16 protein-coding genes are annotated in these 14,259 nt (G+C 57.9%); 10 read left to right on the top strand and 6 right to left on the bottom strand.

Annotated features, from left to right (window positions below; translation table 11 throughout):
- Positions 1 to 223 precede the first annotated feature (223 nt).
- From CKW21_RS25220 to CKW21_RS25210, 3 genes are read left to right on the top strand one after another with little or no spacing between them, the layout of a single operon-like run.
- Complete coding sequence (locus CKW21_RS25220; protein WP_095196594.1) at positions 224 to 1,591, top strand: aromatic acid/H+ symport family MFS transporter; 1,368 nt, start codon at positions 224 to 226, stop codon at positions 1,589 to 1,591.
- Positions 1,588 to 2,808: a benzoate/H(+) symporter BenE family transporter gene (locus tag CKW21_RS25215; protein WP_095196593.1), complete on the top strand. Its 1,221-nt coding sequence runs from the start codon at positions 1,588 to 1,590 to the stop codon at positions 2,806 to 2,808. Before CKW21_RS25220 ends, CKW21_RS25215 begins: the two co-directional genes overlap by 4 nt.
- A 17-nt stretch (positions 2,809 to 2,825) precedes the next feature.
- Complete coding sequence (locus CKW21_RS25210; protein WP_095196592.1) at positions 2,826 to 4,094, top strand: OprD family porin; 1,269 nt, start codon at positions 2,826 to 2,828, stop codon at positions 4,092 to 4,094.
- Positions 4,095 to 4,102: 8 nt separating this feature from the next.
- Here CKW21_RS25210 and CKW21_RS25205 read toward each other — a convergent pair whose 3' ends face one another.
- Positions 4,103 to 4,345 carry a DUF2790 domain-containing protein gene (locus CKW21_RS25205; protein ID WP_095196591.1) on the bottom strand — a complete coding sequence of 81 codons (243 nt, stop codon included), beginning with the start codon at positions 4,343 to 4,345 and terminating at the stop codon, positions 4,103 to 4,105.
- 120 nt (positions 4,346 to 4,465) lie between these two features.
- Between CKW21_RS25205 and CKW21_RS25200 the strand changes: the two genes are divergently transcribed.
- The gene (locus CKW21_RS25200; protein WP_095196590.1) at positions 4,466 to 5,398 is read left to right on the top strand and encodes a LysR family transcriptional regulator; all 933 of its coding nucleotides are present in this window, start codon (positions 4,466 to 4,468) and stop codon (positions 5,396 to 5,398) included.
- Between the two features lie 75 nt (positions 5,399 to 5,473).
- Positions 5,474 to 6,163: an energy-coupling factor ABC transporter permease gene (locus CKW21_RS25195; protein WP_095196589.1), complete on the top strand. Its 690-nt coding sequence runs from the start codon at positions 5,474 to 5,476 to the stop codon at positions 6,161 to 6,163.
- A 19-nt stretch (positions 6,164 to 6,182) separates the two neighbouring features.
- Here the strand turns inward: CKW21_RS25195 and CKW21_RS25190 are convergent, their stop codons facing one another.
- Positions 6,183 to 6,524, bottom strand: coding sequence for a hypothetical protein (locus CKW21_RS25190; protein WP_095196588.1), 342 nt, complete (start codon positions 6,522 to 6,524; stop codon positions 6,183 to 6,185).
- 178 nt (positions 6,525 to 6,702) lie between these two features.
- Between CKW21_RS25190 and CKW21_RS25185 the strand changes: the two genes are divergently transcribed.
- From CKW21_RS25185 to CKW21_RS25165, 5 genes are read left to right on the top strand one after another with little or no spacing between them, the layout of a single operon-like run.
- Positions 6,703 to 8,181, top strand: coding sequence for a cytochrome c oxidase subunit II (locus CKW21_RS25185; RefSeq protein WP_095196587.1), 1,479 nt, complete (start codon positions 6,703 to 6,705; stop codon positions 8,179 to 8,181).
- A 42-nt stretch (positions 8,182 to 8,223) separates the two neighbouring features.
- Positions 8,224 to 9,999 (top strand): cytochrome c oxidase subunit I, encoded by a 1,776-nt coding sequence (gene ctaD / locus CKW21_RS25180; RefSeq protein ID WP_095196586.1) that lies wholly within the window; start codon positions 8,224 to 8,226, stop codon positions 9,997 to 9,999.
- Positions 9,996 to 10,688 (top strand): cytochrome c oxidase subunit 3, encoded by a 693-nt coding sequence (locus CKW21_RS25175; RefSeq protein WP_095196585.1) that lies wholly within the window; start codon positions 9,996 to 9,998, stop codon positions 10,686 to 10,688. The genes ctaD and CKW21_RS25175 overlap by 4 nt, the downstream gene beginning before the upstream one ends.
- Before the next feature lie 6 nt (positions 10,689 to 10,694).
- Positions 10,695 to 11,408, top strand: a complete 714-nt coding sequence (locus CKW21_RS25170; RefSeq protein ID WP_095196584.1) for a heme-copper oxidase subunit III family protein — start codon at positions 10,695 to 10,697, stop codon at positions 11,406 to 11,408.
- 13 nt (positions 11,409 to 11,421) lie between these two features.
- Entirely contained in the window at positions 11,422 to 11,760 is a 339-nt protein-coding gene (locus tag CKW21_RS25165; RefSeq protein ID WP_095196705.1) for a cytochrome C oxidase subunit IV family protein, read from the top strand.
- Positions 11,761 to 11,791: 31 nt separating this feature from the next.
- On the opposite strand, the gene CKW21_RS25160 is transcribed toward CKW21_RS25165, so the two are convergent.
- From CKW21_RS25160 to CKW21_RS25145, 4 genes are all read right to left on the bottom strand, one after another.
- Positions 11,792 to 12,346 carry a hypothetical protein gene (locus CKW21_RS25160; RefSeq protein ID WP_095196583.1) on the bottom strand — a complete coding sequence of 185 codons (555 nt, stop codon included), beginning with the start codon at positions 12,344 to 12,346 and terminating at the stop codon, positions 11,792 to 11,794.
- Positions 12,347 to 12,569: 223 nt separating this feature from the next.
- Positions 12,570 to 12,770 (bottom strand): DNA gyrase inhibitor YacG, encoded by a 201-nt coding sequence (gene yacG, locus CKW21_RS25155; protein ID WP_060543361.1) that lies wholly within the window; start codon positions 12,768 to 12,770, stop codon positions 12,570 to 12,572.
- Positions 12,767 to 13,390 carry a dephospho-CoA kinase gene (gene coaE / locus CKW21_RS25150; protein WP_095196582.1) on the bottom strand — a complete coding sequence of 208 codons (624 nt, stop codon included), beginning with the start codon at positions 13,388 to 13,390 and terminating at the stop codon, positions 12,767 to 12,769. Before coaE ends, yacG begins: the two co-directional genes overlap by 4 nt.
- Positions 13,387 to 14,259 (bottom strand): A24 family peptidase, encoded by an 873-nt coding sequence (locus CKW21_RS25145; RefSeq protein WP_095196581.1) that lies wholly within the window; start codon positions 14,257 to 14,259, stop codon positions 13,387 to 13,389. Before CKW21_RS25145 ends, coaE begins: the two co-directional genes overlap by 4 nt.

Genomic DNA, 14,259 nt, shown 5'->3' with positions numbered 1-14,259 from the left:
CAAATGCGATCGCAAAGAAGACAGTTTATCGCGCAGGTGCAAATTCTTGTGCGACACGCACGCTGCGTCCCCGCTCCCAACACCTGATTTCGCCGTTGCACAAAACGGATAGCGATCTGCGCTTTGCGGATATTGACCTGCTCCTGGCGCCTCTACCATCGGCTGTACGGACGTCAGCCGTATTGCCGACGCTCTGAAAAAACAACAACAAGAGATCAATGCCATGCGCAAAATCGACGTACATGAGGTTATCGACAACGCTCGATTCAACCGCTTCCACTGGATGGTGCTGTTCTGGTGTGCCCTGATCATCATCTTCGACGGTTACGATCTGGTGATCTACGGCGTTGTGTTGCCGATGTTGATGAAGGAGTGGGGGCTCAGTCCCCTGCAAGCCGGCGCACTGGGCAGCTATGCGCTGTTCGGGATGATGTTCGGTGCACTGTTCTTCGGCCCGCTGTCGGACAGGATCGGCCGCAAGAAAGCCATCACGATCTGCGTGATCCTCTTCAGCGGTTTCACCGTGCTCAACGGTTTCGCCAGAAACCCCACTGAGTTCGGTATTTGCCGCTTCATTGCCGGCCTGGGCATAGGCGGCGTGATGCCCAACGTTGTGGCGCTGATGAATGAATACGCGCCGAAGAAAATCCGCAGCACGCTGGTGGCGATCATGTTCAGCGGCTATTCGGTGGGCGGCATGCTCTCGGCAGGGCTGGGCATCGTATTGATCCCCAGTTTCGGTTGGCAGTCAGTGTTTTACGTGGCGGTGCTGCCGCTAGTGTTGTTGCCGCTGATCATGTACTTCCTGCCCGAATCCGTGGGTTTCATGCTGCGCCAGGGGCGCAATGACGACGCGCGCAGCATTCTCCAGCGCGTTGACCCGTCCTACGTCGCACAGACCAATGATCAACTGCATATGAGCGAAGTGAAGGGCACCGGCACCCCCGTGTTGCAGTTGTTCCGTGAGGGGCGCGCATTGCGCACACTGATGCTGTGGCTGGCATTTTTCTGCTGCCTGTTGATGGTCTACGCCTTGAGTTCCTGGCTGCCGAAACTGATGGCCAACGCCGGGTATAGCCTGGGCTCGAGCCTGTCGTTCCTGCTGGTATTGAACTTCGGCGCGATCTTCGGTGCAGTCGGTGGTGGCGTACTGGGTGACAAGCTCAATTTGCCGCGCGTGCTGTCGGTGTTCTTCGCCCTGGCGGCCGTTTCGATCACATTGCTGGGCTTCAACAGCCCGATGCCGGTGTTGTACGTGCTGATCGCCATTGCCGGCGCCACTACCATCGGCTCGCAGATTCTGCTGTACGCCTGCGCTGCGCAGTTCTATTCCATGACCATTCGATCCACCGGTCTGGGCTGGGCCTCGGGTATCGGGCGCAACGGCGCGATCGTCGGTCCGTTGCTTGGCGGTGCCTTGCTCGGGATCAGCCTGCCGCTGCAACTGAATTTCATGGCGTTTGCCTTGCCCGGTGCGATTGCAGCTATCGCCATGACGGTGTTCGCGCTCAGCAGTCGGCGCAGTGCCCGACAGCCGCTATCGGGCGCTCAGGCCGGATCGCCTGACGGGGCTGTCGGCGAGGCCTCATGAACATGTTTTTACGGGACTTTTCCCTGTCTGCCGCAGTCGCCGGATTCATTGCCACAGTGATTTCCTATGCAGGCCCGTTGGTGATCATTTTTCAGGCTGCCGAGGCTGCACAGCTGTCGCGGGAGGTGCTGTCGTCGTGGGTCTGGGCGATTTCCATCGGCAGCGCCTTGCTCGGCATCGGGTTGAGCCTGCGCTACCGCGTGCCTGTGATCATCGCGTGGTCGGCTCCGGGCTCGGCGTTGCTGGTGGCGTTGTTGCCGGGGATCTCCATGCCGGAAGCCGTGGGCGCCTATCTGGTCAGCAGCCTGATCATTTTCCTGGTCGGGGTGTCGGGTGCGTTTGACCGGATCATCGGCAAACTGCCCCCGGCTATTGCGGCGGCGATGCTGGCGGGGATTCTGTTCAGCTTCGGTACGGGGTTGTTTGTCTCGTTGCAAGGCAAGCCGTTGCTGGTACTGGCGATGTTTGCCACCTACCTGATCGGCAAACGGCTGATGCCGCGTTATGCGGTGGTGATGGTATTGCTGGTCGGCTGCTCGATGGCTTTTCTCGCCGGCGATCTGCACCGCGAAGCGCTGGTGATCGGTTTGGCCACGCCGGTGTGGATTACGCCGGCGTTCAGCCTGAGCGCGACGCTGAACATCGCTTTGCCGCTGGTGATGGTGGCATTGACCGGCCAGTTCGTTCCGGGCATGGCGGTGTTGCGCGCCAGCGGCTACGCGACGCCGGCCGGCCCGATCATCGCCGGCAGCGCACTGGGCACAGCGCTGTTGGCGCCCTTCGGTTGTCACGGGCTGAACCTGGCGGCGATTACCGCGGCCATTTGTACGGGGCGCGAGGCCCACGAGGATCCCGACAAACGCTATGTGGCCGGGGTCGTGGGTGGACTGTGTTACCTGGTGCTGGGGATCTTCGGCGCCACCCTGGTTTCACTGTTTTCGGCGTTTCCCAAGGAACTGATCGCGGCCCTGGCCGGGCTGGCGCTGTTCGCCGCGATTGCCGGGGCCATGGCCGGCGCGATGGCCGTGCCGAGCGACCGGGAAGCTGCGTTGGTGACCTTTCTCACTACGGCGTCGGGCATGTCGCTGCTGGGTTTGTCCGCAGCTTTCTGGGGACTGATTTTCGGCATGGTCACGCACCTGTTTTTAAGCGCTCGTCGTCCTGTCCCTCGCAGTGAAAGCGCTGCGGCCAAAACACCTCTACCTGTCGATCAATAAAAATAAGAGAAAAAACGATGAAACAGATTGTTCCAGCAACCGGTTCAGTGTTGTCCATGGCGCTCGTCTCGAGTTTCTCCACCGGTGTGACGGCCGCCGAGGGCGGCTTCATCGAAGACACCACGGCCACCTTGCAAGCACGCAATTACTACTTCAGCCGGGACTTTTCCGACATCGTCGGCGCCAACCAGCAATCGAAGGCCGAAGAGTGGGCGCAGGGTTTCATTCTCAACGTCAAATCGGGTTATACCCAGGGTCCCGTCGGTGTTGGCGTGGACGTGATCGGCCTGCTCGGGCTCAAGCTCGACAGCAGTCCGGATCGGGTCAATACCGGTTTATTGCCGGTGCAGGATGATGGGCGCGCGGCGGATGATTACAGCCGTCTGGAAGGCGCATTGAAGATGCGTTACTCCAAGACCGAGCTTAAAGTGGGGGAGTTGCAACCCAACCTGCCCGTGCTGGTGTTCAGCGATATTCGCCTGCTGCCGCCGAGTTATCAGGGCACCAGTCTCACTTCCAATGAGATCAATGGCCTGACGTTGCAGGCCGGTCGTTTGAATACAACCAGCCTGCGCAACGAAGCGGGTGACGAAAAGATGCAAGCCATGCTCGGCCATGTGCCGCAGCGTCAGGTCAGCAGTGACGGCTTCAATTTTGCCGGGGCCGATTACGCCTTCAACGATAAACGCAGTACGGTCAGCGCCTCGTACGGGCAACTGGAAGACATCTACAACCAACGTTTCCTGGGCTTCAAGCACAGCCAGCCGATGGGCGACTGGATCCTGGGCGCCAACCTCGGTTATTACGATTCACGCGAAGACGGCAAAAAACTGCTGGGCAATATCGACAATCAGGCGTTCTTCTCGCTTTTGTCGGCCAAGCGCGGCGGTCACACATTTTATGTCGGCTATCAGGGCATGTTCGGCGACAGCGCGTTCCCGCGAGTCTTTGCCAACATCTCGCCACTGGGCAACGAAGTGCCGACCTACGAGTTCGCCTATACCGACGAGCGCTCCTGGCAGGTGCGTTACGACTACGACTTTGCGGCGCTCGGCGTGCCTGGCTTGACCAGCACCGTGCGCTACATCACCGGCAACAATGTCGACACCGGGCAAGGCTATGAGGGCAAGGATCGAGAGCGTGACCTGGATATCGGCTACGTGCTGCAGAGCGGCAGCCTCAAAGGCCTTGGTATCCGTGTGCGTAATGCGATGGCTCGTTCCAACTACCGCAGTGATATCGATGAAAACCGGCTGATCCTGAGTTACACCTGGACGTTGCTATGAGCCATTGATCACAGGTTGCTCGTGCAGTCGCCCATGACCTCGTAGGTCACGCGATGGGTCTGGCCCTGATGATCGACATACACCATGGTCGCCGGCACGACCCCGCACGCGGTCGCGGTATCCGACACGGAAACCACCTTGGCAATGTCCAGCGGTTGCGCGGGGTTATACAAGACCGTGAGGGGTTCGTTGTCTGCGGCCATGGCCGAGGTGGCGACAAGGGTCAGAAATAGGCTGATCACTGTTTTCATTTTGGCGTGCTCCATGTGGATTCGATGGGTAAAGTCTAGTCTTTGCCACCCGTGGATAAAGGGGTGAACGCCTGATACAGCCTTACATGAAACGTAACAGTCACCGCCCGAGGGAGGCTTATGGATTTGCTTAACAGCTTGCGCGTGTTCGTCCGAGTGGTGGACTGCGCAAGTTTCACCGCCGCCGCCGATGCGCTGGAGTTATCCACAGCGCAAGTGTCCCGTCTGGTCGCGGATCTGGAGCAGCATGTGCAAGCCCGGCTGCTGCAACGCACCACACGGCGCTTGAGCCTGACCGAGGCCGGCGAGCGATTCCTGCTGCGCAGTCGGCTGATACTCGAAGAAATAGAGGAGGCGACCGCCGAGGCTCGCGGTGCCCATCTCAAGCCAAGCGGCCGGTTGCGGGTGCACAGCATGAACGGCCTCGGGGTACTGATCACACCGCTGATTGCCCGTTACAGCGAGCTTTACCCCGATGTGGTGATCGAACTGACCCTGTCGCAGCGCAATCCCGATCCGTTGGAGGAAGGGCACGACGTGGTGATTTCGACTGCCCACGAACTGGCCGATTCGCAATTGGTCGCCCAGGCCGTCGGGCAGTTTTACAGCGTGCCCTGTGCTTCCCCGCAATACCTGCAACGTCGGGGTGTGCCGGACCATCCGCTGGCGCTGAGCGACCATCAGTGCTTGCGCATGCTCGATCCGTTGTACAGCGATCAGTGGGTGTTTCAGGACGAGGAGGGCGAGCATGCCATCAGCCCGGCCAGGACTTTTCAGTGCAATGTCGCCGAGTCGATGGTCAAGGCTTCAGAGGCTGGTATGGGCATCAGCCTGATTCCGTTTTACACCGCCACACGTCCCTTGAGTGACGGCACCTTGTTGCGCTTGCTGCCGGACTATCGGCCTCGTCAGCGCAATGTGTATGCGCTGTATCCGTCGCGACGCTTTCTCGATGCCAAAGTCCGCACGTGGGTGGATTTCCTCAAGGCCGAGTTACCCAGGTTGTTCGCCGAGCATGAAGCGGTGACGAACGATCCGCGGCATTGGGCTTGAGGTCGAAGGGCGGGTAAAGGGCGGTGTAGACTGGGGGCCTGTTCTCTTCGGCAAGACAAGGGAGTGTGCCCCGCCATGATCGGCGCCGAGTTGCTGTCACCCGAAACCCTCACGGTGGGGTGGTTGATCTATGTGCCGGTGCTGATCTGGGCCGTTGCGCGGGTTTCGTGGGTCGAGTTGTTCAGCGACAGCCGTCGCCAGCATTTGCTGTTCGGCACGGTGTTCGCGCTGTTCGCGCTTTGGCTGGTGCGACGGGATTTCGATACCGGCGTGTCCTATCACTTCATCGGCATGACCGCGGTGACGCTGTTGCTCGACTGGCCGCTGGCAATCGTCGGCGGATTGGTGGCTCAAACCGGACTGGTGCTGCTGGGTCGTCAGGACCTGGTGGCGATGGGCGTGAATGGCGCGCTGTTGATTCTGCTACCGGTGCTGGTTACCGAGTGCTGTGCCATCGCGGTGGAGCGCGCGCAACCACGCAATCTCTTCGTGTACATCTTCTGTTCCGGCTTCTTTGCCGCGGCCCTTTCGGCGTTGCTGTGCCTGGTGCTATCGCTCACGGTGTTGTGGTACGACGAACGTTTTGCCATGCCCTACTGGCTCGAAGACTTCATCGGCTATCTGTGGTTGCTCGTTTTTCCGGAGGCATTCATCAACGGCATGGTGGTCAGCGCGCTGGTGGTGTTCTGCCCGGAGTGGCTCGAGACCTTCAATCGCACGCGTTATCTGTCGGCGCCCTGGAAGGACGACGATCCCGAGTCTTGAGCCCACTCAAGTCCCCGATTCAATCAATCAGCTGATCAATCAAAACCACGTTGGAGTAGATCAAGCTGCCATCACTGGCTCGGTGTCCGACCAGATGGAACTGACCGCGCTCGTAGTGCAGATAAACGCGCATTTGGCAGTCGGACAAGGGGCCGTAACCCTCCGGCAAGACCAGGTTCAAGGTGACCATGTCGACATCGACCATGACCTCCTTTAGCTCAGGGGTCTTCTGCAGGCGTTCTTCAGCTTCCTCCAGGCGTAGATGGAGGGGGCCGTCGACGTAAAAATGGATCTCGCCTATTGGGACGGATGGTTGGTTGGGGTTGGGTTTGCACCTGCCTTCTAGCGTCAGGTTACTCATGACAGTACCTCCATCGGGGATGCTGGCCTGCCATTGAGTATAGCCACCAACCGGGTCTCGCTTGCCGACCTATACTTTTCACTGACTTTGCCACTACGGGTGGCTGTCTGCCTTGCTTGGACGCCAGTGGCGATGCTCACGCATTACCAATGAGCAACAGGAATAGGATGAAGAAAAAATGGCGATGGCAATTATCTTGATTCTAATCGTTATTGCCTCAGTACTCTTTCATGTACTAGCGCCCTGGCATGCCGCACCACCCGCTTCCAACTGGGGATCAATAGACACCACACTGTTTATTACCCTGATCATTAGCGGAATATTTTTCATCGCCATTACGGTATTCATGGCGGTCGCCGTGATGCGTTACCGTCACAAGGAAGGCGCCAGGGCACACTACCAGCCAGAAAGTAAAAAATTGGAGTTCTGGCTGATTGTAGTGACCTCGATAGGTATTGCCGCGATGTTGGCGCCGGGCCTGGTTGTTTACAACGATTTCATCCGGGTGCCGAAAGAGGCCTATGAACTTGAAGTGGTCGCCCAGCAGTGGCAGTGGGCTTTTCGTTTTCCCGGCCAGGACGGGAAGTTGGGGAAATCGGATATCAGGTTTGTTGATTTCGCCAATCCACTCGGTGTCGATCCCAAGGACCCTGCCGGGCAGGACGATGTACTTATAAAAAATAATGAAGTTCGACTTCCGCTGGATCGACCGGTAAAAGTTTTACTGCGTTCCAAAGATGTGTTGCACAACTTTTATATACCGCAAATTCGCAGCAAGATGGATATGGTGCCAGGGATGGTGTCGTACTTCTGGTTTACGCCAACTAAAACCGGAAAGTATGAAGTCCTTTGTGCCGAGTTTTGTGGTGTAGGCCATTACAACATGCGCGGCCAGATGATCGTGGAAGAGCAGGGGGCCTTCGATCAATGGCTGAGCAGTCAACCGACCTTTGCGCAGACATTAACCACAGCTGCCAGGCCCAGTCGCGACAGCCTGGTGGAAAAAGGTCGCCAGTTGGCCGAACAATACGGCTGTGGTGCCTGCCATAGCCAGGATGGCAGCACCCGTCTCGGCCCGGGATGGAAGGGCCTGTATGGCCGTCAGGAACAACTCGCCGATGGTACAAGTGTGCTGGTCGACGAGGCGTACCTGAAAGAGTCGATCCTCGCTCCGCAGGCCCGTCTGGTGCAGGGCTACCCGCCGGTCATGGTGGCCTATACTCTCAATGACGATGAACTGGGTGCCCTCGTTGCCTTGATCAAATCATTGAGCGATGCACCGCAAGACGCCGAAGTGCCTGCCGGCGCGGCTTCGGGTTCAGGTGCGGACCCGGTGGCGCAGGGACAACAGTTGGCCCAGTCGCTGGGCTGCCTGGCTTGCCACAGTGTCGATGGCAGCAAGAGTATCGGCCCCACATGGCAGGGCCTGTATGGCTCGACCGTCACCCTTGCCGACGGTACGGGCATAAAGGCCGATGAGGGCTACATAAAAGATTCGGTTCTTAATCCCGCTGCCAAAGTCGTCAAGGGCTTTGCAGCCGTCATGCCGGCCATGACGCCGAGCGATAAGGAGTTGGACGCCCTGATCGCTTTTATCAAATCCAAAGCCAATGCCGACGCTGATGCGAGCAAGGCGGAAACAGGGAAGCAACCGTAAAGCAGCCGGCAATACACCGAAACTTCGACAGGAGATGACGTGATGGCCTATGCGGAGCAAGCCGAAACAGAAGCACTGCACGAACCCAAGAGTTTCCTGACCAAATACATCTGGAGTCAGGACCACAAGGTCATCGCCATCCAGTATTCCTTGACGGCTTTGTTCGTGGGGCTTATCGCCGTGGTGTTGTCCGGCTTGATGCGCATGCAGATTGGCTTCCCCGGCAGTTTGGCGTTCATGGATGCCAGTGCTTACTATCAGGCGATGACCATGCACGGCATGATCATGGTCATCTACTTGCTGACGGCGTTGTTTCTGGGGGGCTTCGGTAACTACCTGATTCCGTTGATGGTGGGCGCCCGGGACATGGTCTTCCCCTACGTCAACATGCTGAGTTATTGGTTCTACCTGCTGGCGGTAGTGGTGTTGCTTGCCAGTTTTTTTGTTCCTGGCGGCCCCACCGGTTCGGGCTGGACGCTCTATCCGCCACAGTCCATTACCCGGGGGACACCGGGGGTCGAGTGGGGCATCGTGCTGATGCTCGTCTCTCTGGCGATTTTCATTGTCGCGGCCACCATGGGTGGTTTGAACTACGTCACCACGGTGTTGCAGGCGCGTACGCACGGCATGACATTGTTTCGCATGCCGCTCTCCGTATGGGGCATCTTCATGGCCTCGATCATGGCCTTGCTGGCTTTCCCGGCGTTGTTTGTCAGTGCGGTCATGATGCTGTTCGACAAACTGTTGGGTACCAGTTTCTTCATGCCTGCGATGATCTCGCTGGGGCAACAGCTCGATCACCAGGGGGGCAGCCCGATACTGTTCCAGCATCTGTTCTGGTTCTTCGGCCACCCGGAGGTTTACATCGTTGCGCTCCCCGCGTTCGGTCTGGTCTCCGACCTGATCAGCACCCATGCGCGTAAAAATATCTTCGGCTACCGGATGATGGTGTGGGCCATTATTGCGATTGGCGTACTCAGCTTTGTGGTTTGGGCGCACCACATGTATGTCAGCGGAATGAACCCGTACTTCGGCTTTTTCTTTGCCGTTACCACTTTGATCATCGCTGTGCCGACTGCGCTGAAAGTCTACAACTGGGTACTGACCCTGTGGCGGGGCGACATTCATCTAACCGTGCCGATGCTGTTTGCCCTGGCCTTCATCGTCACTTTCCTGGTGGGTGGCCTGACCGGATTGTTTCTCGGCAATGTGATTGTGGATATTCCGCTCTCGGACACCTATTTCGTCGTCGCCCACTTCCATATGGTCATGGGGGTTGCGCCGGTATTGGTGGTGTTTGGCGGTATTTATCATTGGTTCCCGAAAGTCACCGGTCGCATGACCAACGACATCCTGGGCAAGTTGCATTTCTGGATAACCTTTCTGGGCACTTACGCCATCTTCTTCCCCATGCACTATCTGGGTTTCCAGGGCATGCCGCGAAGGTATTACGCCTTTGAAAACTACGCGTTCATTCCGCAATCGGCGCAAGATTTGAATGCCTTCATCACGGTGGTCGCATTGATCGTCGGCGTTTCCCAGTTGCTGTTCGTGTTCAACCTGGCCTGGAGCGTATTCAAAGGCAAACCCGCGGGCAGTAATCCCTGGGGCGCGGCCAGTCTGGAGTGGCAAACGCCGGACACACCGCCGAAACATGGTAACTGGGGAGAGAAGCTGCCCGTCGTGCATCGCTGGGCCTATGACTACAGTGTGCCGGGGATAGAACAGGATTTCGTTCCGCAAACGGTCTCCGCCGAGGAGTTGGAGCAACTTCGCCAACTCAGTGCCGGCACCAGGAAAGCGGACGTTAAAACATGAACAGGCTGCTTTTGAGAAACGCCGACGGCGCTGACCCCGGCGGCAGTTGGAATCATGACCCTGAAGGTCTTCAGGCCGACGACGATGCCAGGAGACGGCAGATCGCAAAAACAGGTCTGCGTTTGTTTCTGGCGGTGGTGAGTTCGTTATTCTTTCTCTTCCTGATTGCCTTTATCGCCCGCTCACAAATGGTCGACTGGCTGCCCCTGACAGAACCCTTGGCGCCGTTGGCCAATCCATGGCAACTCTGGCTGAACTCGGTTTTTCTAGTGTTCAGTTGTGTTGCGCTGCAGTGGTCGCGCATGGCCGTCCGGCAGGCTCGATTGGGCGCAACTGTCATCGGCTTTGGATTGGGGGGCGTGTTTGCCATTGCCTTTCTGTTGGGACAATTCTGGGTATGGCAGCAGTTTGCCGCCTGGGGCTACTTTGTCGCCGGCAATCCGGCCAACAGTTTCTTCTACCTGTTGACCGGCCTGCATGGGCTCCATCTGCTGGGTGGGTTGATCGCTTGGGGCAGAACCGTCGTCAAATTCCTGCGCCGCGTACCGTTGCAGCAACTGAGCGCCAGCGTAGAGCTCTGTGCCATCTATTGGCACTACTTGTTGGGTCTCTGGTTCGTGCTATTCGCGCTACTGACCAGCACGCCAGAAACCTATGAAGCCATCGCCAGACTCTGCGGCCTGAGGTGAAAAACCATGGCATCGCACCCACAAGCCCCGGCTGATTCCGGCTCATCCAATCCACCAGGTTCACTGCCTGCCCCCGGATGGCAGGGCATCGCCAGCGACTGGTCCTCGGACAAAGACGCTTTCAAGCAGGTGTCCTGGGGCAAGGCGATGATGTGGATATTCCTGCTCAGCGATACGTTTATCTTCACCTGCTTTTTAACCGGCTACATGTCGGTGCGCATGACCATCACGGATCTCTGGCCGAACCCCAGTGAAGTCTTTGCACTGACGATCGGCGGTCAATCAATTCCGCTCATTCTGATCGCCATCATGACCTTTGTGCTGATCAGCAGCAGCGGCACGATGGCCATGGCCGTCAATTTCGCCTATCGCCGTGATCGCGCGCGAACCACTGCCCTGATGCTGGCGACCGCTGCCCTGGGTGTGACCTTCGTCGGCATGCAGGCCTTTGAATGGAGCAAGCTCATCGCCGAAGGGGTGCGCCCCTGGGGGAACCCCATGGGGGCGGCGCAGTTTGGTGCCAGTTTTTTCATGATTACCGGTTTCCACGGATTGCATGTATCAATCGGCGCGCTCTACCTCAGTATCGTGGCGATGAAAGTATGGCGGGGAGATTATGAGCGCTCCGGCAACTATCAGAACGTTGAGATAGCCGGGCTTTACTGGCACTTCGTGGATTTGGTCTGGGTGTTTATTTTTGCTTTCTTCTATTTGTGGTAGAGGAGCACGGATGATGGCGCATGCTCAAGGTCAGCAACATCCAATCGGCTTGTACCTTAAAATCTGGGGGCTGTTATTTGTCCTCAGCACGCTGTCGTATCTTGTCGACTACTTCCACTTCCATGGCTACCTCAGGTGGTCCCTGATTATTATTTTCATGTTGCTAAAGGCAGGTCTGATTGTCTCTATCTTCATGCATATGGCATGGGAACGATTGGCCTTGGTCTACGCCATATTGGTGCCACCTTTGTGTTTGCTGGTACTCGTTGGACTGATGGCCACCGAGGCGGACTATGTTTTCCTCAGCAGGGTCATTTTCTTCGGCCAATCAGTAACTTCCGGAGGGCCTTGAGCCTCCGGACGCTACTTTGTGTGAATGGGCGTTATATCGTTCGCTTGAACTGATGCCATCTGTGCAGCCAGGCGACTGTCCAGTGGGGGGCTGCTGTTCCCGTGCCTGCGCCCGTCAGCTTTGGATGCTGCTCGATGACCCGTTCCAATACCGACTCCTGGCTTGGCTCGACATCCACGAAGAAAACATGCTTGCCCGTTTCAACCAACTGTTTAAAGTTGCGAAAGTGCGCATTCGGCACCTGGATACCAAAGAATCCGCCTTCCCAGATGCAGAACCCCAGCACAACAACGGCCAGGAAGATAAAAGGTACCCAGCCTGCCGCAGACTCGTGCCAGCCCAGCCAATAGGCGCCGCCAAGGACCAGCGCCGCGAGTGGCACACCGATCACCGCACCAATCTCTCCAGAGTGAACGACATCTTGTTTCATCAACGAGTTGACCTCGTGGAGGTGATGTTCTTCAACCTCCGCGACTTGTTCACTGAGCACATGAATTTGTTCGGAATTGATGCCGTTGGCTTCCAGTTCATTTTCAACGGACTCAAGATCGTCAAGATTGTCACTGATGTAATAGTGTCGGTTCATGCCACACCTCCCATCTCGTTTTTTTTTGCTGTAGACCTCCTCTGTCCAGCAGCCGTTAACTGAGATTTACCGTCGGTATTGGAACCCGCAGGGACTGTTGCACTCTTCATGCAACCCGAAAGAAGTATAGCACCCGCTAGCATGCTGATTATTGGGTGTCAAGATCAACGAGCCTGGCACCTCTCGTTGATTGGCGGCGTAGTTACGTCCCTGACGATCGGGATCAGTGACGCGGGTCGAAATCGCCGCTGAACAATTCATCCTCGGCATCCGGGGCTACGGGAATCTTGTGCTCTTCCGATGCCCAGGCGCCCAGGTCAATCAGTTTGCAACGGTCGGAACAGAACGGCCGGAATTTGCTTTCGGGGCTCCACTCGACAGGGGCGCCGCAGGTCGGGCATTCGACGGTTGGGATCTGGCTCATGACTGGCCTCCACGCAAAGTAAGGTAAAAGTGATGCAGGCGTTCGACCTCGCTGTGTAGCCAGGCGAGGTCGCGGTCGTTGACCACCACCTCGTTGGCATGGCTCACGCGATCCTGGCGACTGGACTGGGCCTTGAGGATCGCCTGGACCTGCTGTTCGCTGGTCTGGTCACGTTGCAGGGTGCGTTCGATCTGTAGCTGTTCGGGGGCATCGATCACCAGCACCCGTTGGGTCATGGCGTACTGGCCTGATTCGATCAGCAGCGGCGAAACCAGAATCGCGTAAGGTGATTTTGCCAGCGCCAGATGATGAGCGATTTCCTCGGCGATCAGCGGATGCAGCAAGGCTTCCAGCCAGCGGCGTTCATCCGGCACTTCAAAGATCAGTTTGCGCAGGGCCGCGCGATCCAGTTGTCCGTCGGCCTGCAACACGCCGGGGCCGAAGTGTTCGGCGATCTTCGCCAGTGCCGGCCGGCCTGGCTCCACCACCCAGCGCGCGGCATGATCGGCGTCGACCACATGCACTCCGAGGTCGATGAAGTGTTGGGCCGCCGCACTTTTGCCGCTGCCGATGCCGCCGGTCAGGCCGAGAATCCAGGGTTTTTCCACAGGGGTATTCATTTCAAACCGACAAACTGCCAATAGAGGTCGGTTATTTGACCACCCCAGAGCAAGGCAATCCAGCCGGCAATCGCCAGATAAGGGCCGAAGGGGATCGGTGTCGAGGTTTTTGCCTGGCGCAGGCGCAGGTAGATCAAGCCGATAACGGCCCCCACCAGGGAAGACAGCAGGATGGTCAGCGGCAGAATCTGCCAACCGCCCCAGGCGCCAAACATCGCCAGCAGCTTGAAGTCGCCATGGCCCATGCCGTCCTTGCCGGTGAGCAACTTGAACAGCCAGAACACCGACCACAGCGCCAGGTAGCCGGCAATGGCACCCCACAACGCGTCATGCAGCGGTACGAACAAACCGAGACTGTTGACGATCAGTCCCAGCCACATCAACGGCAACACCAATACATCCGGCAGCAATTGATGTTCGGCGTCGATCAGGCTCATGGCCAGCAGGCCCCAGGTCAACAGCAGCGCCATGCACGCTTGCCAGCCGAAACCGAAGTGCCAGGCAATGAACCCCGACAACAGACCACAGGCCAGTTCGGTCAGCGGATAGCGTTTGCTGATCGGTGTCGCACAGGCTGAGCAGCGCCCCCGCAGAAACACGTAACTGAGCAGCGGGATGTTTTCCCAGGCACGTATCCGGTGGCCACAAGATGGGCACTGAGAGTGGGGCAGCAGCAGATTGTAGGTGGGCAGTGGTGTTTCGCCGGGCAGGTCGAGGATCTCGTGGGCTTGCTCGCGCCATTCGCGTTCGAGCATTTTTGGCAGGCGCCAGATCACCACGTTGAGAAAACTGCCGACCAGCAACCCCACCAGACCGGCGATCACGACGAAGGCTAGCGGGAAGTGGGTCAGGATTTCGTTCAAGGGCAT

This window comes from Pseudomonas sp. Irchel 3A7, assembly GCF_900187565.1.
Lineage (GTDB): Bacteria > Pseudomonadota > Gammaproteobacteria > Pseudomonadales > Pseudomonadaceae > Aquipseudomonas.
This window is presented reverse-complemented; position numbering and strand designations above follow the sequence as displayed.

Excerpts from the sequence above, each read along its gene's own strand:
- CKW21_RS25205 (WP_095196591.1), bottom strand. The coding sequence starts at position 4,345 with ATGAAAACAGTGATCAGCCTATTTCTGACCCTTGTCGCCACCTCGGCC.
- CKW21_RS25210 (WP_095196592.1), top strand. The coding sequence starts at position 2,826 with ATGAAACAGATTGTTCCAGCAACCGGTTCAGTGTTGTCCATGGCGCTC.
- CKW21_RS25185 (WP_095196587.1), top strand. The coding sequence starts at position 6,703 with ATGGCGATGGCAATTATCTTGATTCTAATCGTTATTGCCTCAGTACTC.
- coaE (WP_095196582.1), bottom strand. The coding sequence starts at position 13,390 with ATGAATACCCCTGTGGAAAAACCCTGGATTCTCGGCCTGACCGGCGGC.
- ctaD (WP_095196586.1), top strand. The coding sequence starts at position 8,224 with ATGGCCTATGCGGAGCAAGCCGAAACAGAAGCACTGCACGAACCCAAG.
- CKW21_RS25145 (WP_095196581.1), bottom strand. The coding sequence starts at position 14,259 with ATGCCCTTGAACGAAATCCTGACCCACTTCCCGCTAGCCTTCGTCGTG.
- CKW21_RS25215 (WP_095196593.1), top strand. The coding sequence starts at position 1,588 with ATGAACATGTTTTTACGGGACTTTTCCCTGTCTGCCGCAGTCGCCGGA.
- CKW21_RS25200 (WP_095196590.1), top strand. The coding sequence starts at position 4,466 with ATGGATTTGCTTAACAGCTTGCGCGTGTTCGTCCGAGTGGTGGACTGC.
- yacG (WP_060543361.1), bottom strand. The coding sequence starts at position 12,770 with ATGAGCCAGATCCCAACCGTCGAATGCCCGACCTGCGGCGCCCCTGTC.
- CKW21_RS25190 (WP_095196588.1), bottom strand. The coding sequence starts at position 6,524 with ATGAGTAACCTGACGCTAGAAGGCAGGTGCAAACCCAACCCCAACCAA.
- CKW21_RS25175 (WP_095196585.1), top strand. The coding sequence starts at position 9,996 with ATGAACAGGCTGCTTTTGAGAAACGCCGACGGCGCTGACCCCGGCGGC.
- CKW21_RS25170 (WP_095196584.1), top strand. The coding sequence starts at position 10,695 with ATGGCATCGCACCCACAAGCCCCGGCTGATTCCGGCTCATCCAATCCA.
- CKW21_RS25220 (WP_095196594.1), top strand. The coding sequence starts at position 224 with ATGCGCAAAATCGACGTACATGAGGTTATCGACAACGCTCGATTCAAC.
- CKW21_RS25160 (WP_095196583.1), bottom strand. The coding sequence starts at position 12,346 with ATGAACCGACACTATTACATCAGTGACAATCTTGACGATCTTGAGTCC.
- CKW21_RS25165 (WP_095196705.1), top strand. The coding sequence starts at position 11,422 with ATGGCGCATGCTCAAGGTCAGCAACATCCAATCGGCTTGTACCTTAAA.
- CKW21_RS25195 (WP_095196589.1), top strand. The coding sequence starts at position 5,474 with ATGATCGGCGCCGAGTTGCTGTCACCCGAAACCCTCACGGTGGGGTGG.